Here is a 5,105-nt window from a genome sequence, read left to right as displayed (position 1 = left end):
CCGCCAAGCAGGACTTCGTCCCTGCAGACGTTAAGAAACTGAAAGACATGTCCGGCCTGCCGGTCATCGTCAAGGGCATCCAGTCTCCGGAAGACGCGGACATTGCCATCAAAGCCGGCGCCGACGGCGTATGGGTCTCCAACCACGGCGGCCGCCAGCTGGACGGCGGCCCCGCCTCCTTCGCCGTGCTCCCCTCCATTGCCGCCGCAGTCAATCACCGGGTACCGGTCATTTTTGACAGCGGCGTGAGAAGAGGAAATCACGTATTCAAAGCCCTGGCCAGCGGTGCCGACCTGGTAGCCATCGGCCGCCCCGTCATCTACGGCCTCAACCTGGGCGGAGCCGAAGGGGTGAAATCGGTATTCGACCACTTCAATAAAGAGCTTGCCATCACCATGCAGCTGGCAGGCACAAAGACCATTGAAGAAGTTAAAGAGACAAAACTGATCTGAACATAGTAAAACCGGGCAGCACCAACTGCCCGGTTTTGTTGTGGAATAGAGCCACCTGCCGGCGGCGGGTTCAGAGGGTTCAAAGAGTGCAGAGGGTTCCCTCCCCCATTTATTGTGCCCCTGCTCAGCGGGGTGGCAAGCGAACGTGGTTCGTAGGGGAGCGAAAGCGACCTGAGAACCACGTGAGACGCTTTCCTGTGGAGAAAGGTGGTGCCGCAGGCACCAAAGGGGGCGAGCGCAGCGAGCATATATACTCATCGCCGCCAAAGGCGGCGATACCACCACCCTTGGGCCCGCAGGGCCCATCAAACCTCCGAACCTTCGGGGTGAAACCCCGTCAATCCTAAGAACCCTTTGCGCCCAGAGGGCACAATCCTCACTAAATAATACCGGTTGGCGGGAAGTCTGATGTCTGATAGTCTGACGTCTGAGGTTCTCCGTGCTTTCGGGAATACATCCCACCGGCAGGCAGTCATCGGTCAGCGGAAAGCGGACAGCCGACCCCTGTCTCACTTCCCCACTGTCTCACTTTCCCACTAGTACACTAGCGCACTAGAACGCTAGAGCATTAGAACACTAGTTCACCAGCCCACCATCCCACTATTTCACCATTCCTTCCGGAAGTTCCATGCGATCACGGCGCCGGCCAGGAGGAAGGCCAGGGCGGTGGACCAGAAGACGGAGGGGTAGCCCATCCAGCGGGCCAGGGCACCGGAGCAGACCGGGCCGGCCACGTTGCCCATGAGGAACACGCTGGACACCACGCCGAAGACGATGGCTCTTTTTTCAGGGGGCACGGACTTGGCTATAATGGTATTGGTGCAGGGAGCGATGAGGCCCATGCCCAGGCCCGTAATGCCCCGCCACACCCCAAGGCCGGGGACGGTGGTCATGAGGTACTGCATAATAAAGGTGAAACCCACAAAGAAGGTGGCTCCCACCAGGATGCGATGGGGCCGGATGTATTCCGTCAGCCGCCCCACGTTGAGGGACATGACGGCGCTGCAGCCGCCGGAAATGAAGATAATGAATCCCACCACCGTGGCCACCAGCTCCGTACTGCTGCCCATCATCTGCCTGATATAAAGGGGCAGGATAGGGCCGATGCCGGTGATGCCGAAGTTGCAGAGAAACTGCATGAAAGTCATCATGCGAACCCTGGGGATTTTCATGAAATAGAGAATCTGGCTCCAGGTGGAACTTTTTTCCTTGTCCGCCCCCTTCCGGTGAATGGCAGGAAGGAAAATACGCACGGAAAGGAAACAGCAGAAAGCCAGGAAGGCAAAGAAGAAAAAGGGCATGCGGTAGCCGAAGGTATCGGCTATGGTTCCTCCCAAAAGGGGACCGAACATAATGCCCATCACCATAGCTGCCTGAAAATAGCCCATGGCCCAGGAGGTCTTATTCTCCGGCGTCACGGACACCACAATGGAAAGGCCGATGGGCACAAATCCTCCCACCAGCCCCTGGGCCATGCGGAGGAAAAGAAGGTGCCAGGGACTTGTCGCAAATCCCTGGAGCAGGGAAGACAGGGTCACCGTAAGGAGCACCACCGACATCACTGCCTTCGGCCCCCGCCGGTCCGCCTGAATGGACCAGAAGGGAGCGGAAAAGGCAATCATAAAGGGCGTCACCCCTACGATAATTCCTGCCCAGAACGCCGCCTCCCCGGGATCTGTCAGCCCGATTTCAGAAAGAAACAAAGGGAGGAAGGACATGACTCCCACCATGGAGATGCCGGCGCCCACCTGGATCAGGCAGGCAAGATACACGATGGATTTCCAGTTTTTCATGATTTCCTCCTTTCTTTTATTGAGGCCTGCGGCGTGAGGGTTCAGAGGGTTCCCCCTCTCTTATTGTCCCCCCGCTTCAGCGGGGGGAAGGTGGTGCCGCAGGCACCAAAGGGGGGCGGGCCAGCGGCCCGCAGGCAGGTTGTGTAGAAGGGTTGAGGAAAAAGGTTCTTAAGATTGATGGGCCTTAGGCCCAAGGGTTCTTAAGTTTGACGGCGCCTTTGGCGCCGAGGGTTGTGGATTGCCCCACAGGGGAAACGACTCACTGGATTCTCAGGTCGCTAAAGCTCCCTCACGAATCCAGTTCGCTGTGCACCGCCTATCGGCGGCAATGATTATAAAGTCAGCGTTACGGGTCTTGTCTTTGTGTCATCGGTGGTACATGACGAAGTGTTACAGCCGCCTGATGGCGGCGCCTTTGCTTCGCAAAGGCCTATCCTCACCGCTCCGCGGAGCTCCTTCCAGAAGAAGGAGCCTGCGTGCTTACCCTTTGTGTCTTCAGTAATGCATACCGCAGTGCCAAAGCCCCATTCCTCTTGCTGTCGGGTATACCGCTCACCAGCTCACGAGCTCACTAGTACACTAGCCCACTAGTACACCAGTACACCAGCCCACTACAAACTATGCGGTCCTTTCCACACTTTTCCTTCCGCCAGGTAGCGGATGGCTTCTTCCAGCCGTTCGGCGCCATAGACGAAGTGGTTGCCTTTGTTCATCTGGAAGACCGTTTCCACGCCCTCTTCTTTTAAGATTTCCTCGATTTCCAAAGTGGCGGATTCCACCTTTGCCATGCGGGGATTTCCTGTTTTCTTTTCCCTGTCCCCCAGGGAGAGATACACCCGCTCTATTTTTTCCGGCAGGGGATGGGCGCCCATGAAGTCGGTGAAACCGTCGAACCAGAGGGAGCCGGAGATGGAGGCGGCGCCGTCCAGGGTGTGGAAGAGGGCCGCCATGTAGAGGGTAAAGAGGCCGGAGAGGGAAATGCCTGCCAGCATTCTTTTTTCCATGGGCCTGTCCAGCAGGGCTTCGGTTTTTGGAAAGAGGGAGGTTTCCAGCTGTTCCATGAAGGGGCCTGCGCCGCCGGAAAAGTCTTCTTCTCCTTTAAATACCTTCGGCGCCGGCCAGGGGGAGAGGTCCCGGTTCCAGTCCATGCCGCTGATGGCCACCAGATGGATGGAAAGTTCTTCTGCCAGATGGCTCACTTTTCCCACCACCGGCTCCGGTTCCAGGATGTAGAGGATCCGCCCTGCCCCCGGTGCTTTGTACAGTGTCACGTCCAGCCTGCCGTCCTGAAAGGTCATGGTTTCCATGATTACCTCCCTTTGAAGTCGGGTTTTCTCTTTTCAAGGAATGCGGTAATGCCTTCCTTGAAGTCTTCGCTCCCGGAGCACTGGGCCAGGTACACCGCTTCCTGTTTCATGTAGTCTTCAAAGCCTTTGTACATGCTTTCAAACATGAGCTTCTTCATGTTGCCGTAGGCCAGAAGGGGGCCTTCCGTCAGCTTTTCTGCAAAAGCCATGACCCGGGGCATCAGCTCTTCCCTGGCAGTCACTTCCTTCACCAGCCCGATTTCCAGCGCTTCCTCTGCTTTTACGGGGCGGCCGGTGACGAACATATCGAAGGCCCGGTGGCTTCCCACCATGCGGGGCAGGAAGTACACGCCGCCGGTGTCGGGGCAGAGGCCGATGCCTACGAAGGCCTGCAGAAACTTCGCATTGTCCGCGGCAAAGATGAAATCACAGGCAAAAGCCAGGTTGGCCGCGCCGCCGGCAGCAGCGCCTGATACGGCACAGATAATGATTTTACTCATTTTCTTCATGTACAGCACGATTTCCGACAGTTTTCCCGCCAGAGGCGCCATAGATTTCTTTGAAAAATCCGGTTCGTCGCAGTGATCCTTCATGTACCGGATATCACCGCCGGCGGAGAAAGCCCGCCCTGCGCCGGTAAGCACCAGCACCAGCACCTCCGGATTTCCTTCCGCTTCCTTCAAAGCCTCTTCCAGTTCTCCTGCCATAACCAGGTCCAGCGCATTCAGGGTAGGCGCATAATCCAGGGTAATGGTTTCAATCCCCCCTGCAAGGGATGTGTGAATTCTCTGATAAGCCATGACTGCCTCCTTTGGAAAAAAATGAAAATATCTTCTTATATTATATCATTAATAAAAGCGCCCCTTATAGAAATATCTTCTCCGCCAGAAAAGCCCCCAGCGCCACCAGAAGGATGCCGCAGGCCAGCTGGGCGAAAATGTAGCCCAGCCCCTCCAGCCACCGCCCGGCGGCCCAGAACTGCAGGGTCTCGTTCATGAAAGAAGAAAAGGTGGTGAGCCCGCCCAGAAATCCGGTGATGAGAAAAGCCGCCGCCCCGGGGAACGGATACACCCGGGAAAGAAGGACGCCCAGCACACCTATCAGAAAGGAACCGGCGCCGTTCACCGCCAGGGTGCCATAGGGAAAGGCCGTCCCCGCCCAGCCTGCCATCACCAGGGTAGTCATGTACCGGCACAGGGCTCCCAGCGCCCCGCCGGCTGCCACCAGTAAAGGATACACATAATTCATGATGATACCTCCATAAAAAAATCTCCTGCCCCCTGATGAAATGGATCCATAAAAGAACCATATTCCAGGAGGCAGGAGTCATCATCTCAAAGAGCATTCGGCCTTCGCCCGGCGAACTCCATCGCCGTTTGCGGGTTTTATTGTACCACAGGAGAGAGGGAATGGAAAGGGGCGAGAGGAGGAAGGGGGTCGGGGCCTGTGGGCCCCGAGGGTTCTTAAGGTTCTTAGGTTTGACGGCGCCTTTGGCGCCGAGGGTTGTGGTGGCGGCTGACGCCGCAAGTAAAAAGGGGCACGGCTTCGCCGTA

5 protein-coding genes and 1 riboswitch are annotated in these 5,105 nt (G+C 57.1%); of the genes, 1 reads left to right on the top strand and 4 read right to left on the bottom strand.

Going from position 1 to position 5,105, the window contains the following annotated elements; genetic code table 11:
* The coding region (locus tag Q0482_RS09165; RefSeq protein WP_299145663.1) for an alpha-hydroxy-acid oxidizing protein at positions 1 to 452 on the top strand (452 nt) is incomplete at its 5' end.
* A 605-nt stretch (positions 453 to 1,057) separates the two neighbouring features.
* Here the strand turns inward: Q0482_RS09165 and Q0482_RS09160 are convergent.
* The 4 genes from Q0482_RS09160 to crcB all read right to left on the bottom strand — a co-directional run bounded on the left by Q0482_RS09160 (position 1,058) and on the right by crcB (position 4,800).
* The gene (locus Q0482_RS09160) at positions 1,058 to 2,248 is read right to left on the bottom strand and encodes an MFS transporter (protein ID WP_299145665.1); all 1,191 of its coding nucleotides are present in this window, start codon (positions 2,246 to 2,248) and stop codon (positions 1,058 to 1,060) included.
* 608 nt (positions 2,249 to 2,856) lie between these two features.
* Positions 2,857 to 3,552, bottom strand: a complete 696-nt coding sequence (locus tag Q0482_RS09155; RefSeq protein ID WP_299145661.1) for a hypothetical protein — start codon at positions 3,550 to 3,552, stop codon at positions 2,857 to 2,859.
* A gap of 2 nt (positions 3,553 to 3,554) precedes the next feature.
* Positions 3,555 to 4,352, bottom strand: coding sequence for an enoyl-CoA hydratase-related protein (locus Q0482_RS09150; protein ID WP_291055504.1), 798 nt, complete (start codon positions 4,350 to 4,352; stop codon positions 3,555 to 3,557).
* A 64-nt stretch (positions 4,353 to 4,416) separates the two neighbouring features.
* Positions 4,417 to 4,800 carry a fluoride efflux transporter CrcB gene (gene crcB, locus Q0482_RS09145; RefSeq protein ID WP_299145659.1) on the bottom strand — a complete coding sequence of 128 codons (384 nt, stop codon included), beginning with the start codon at positions 4,798 to 4,800 and terminating at the stop codon, positions 4,417 to 4,419.
* A 65-nt stretch (positions 4,801 to 4,865) separates the two neighbouring features.
* Positions 4,866 to 4,935: riboswitch (Fluoride riboswitch) on the bottom strand.
* Between the last annotated feature and the right edge of the window lie 170 nt (positions 4,936 to 5,105).

This window comes from uncultured Dialister sp., from assembly GCF_937959425.1.
Lineage (GTDB): Bacteria > Bacillota > Negativicutes > Veillonellales > Dialisteraceae > Dialister.
This window is presented reverse-complemented; position numbering and strand designations above follow the sequence as displayed.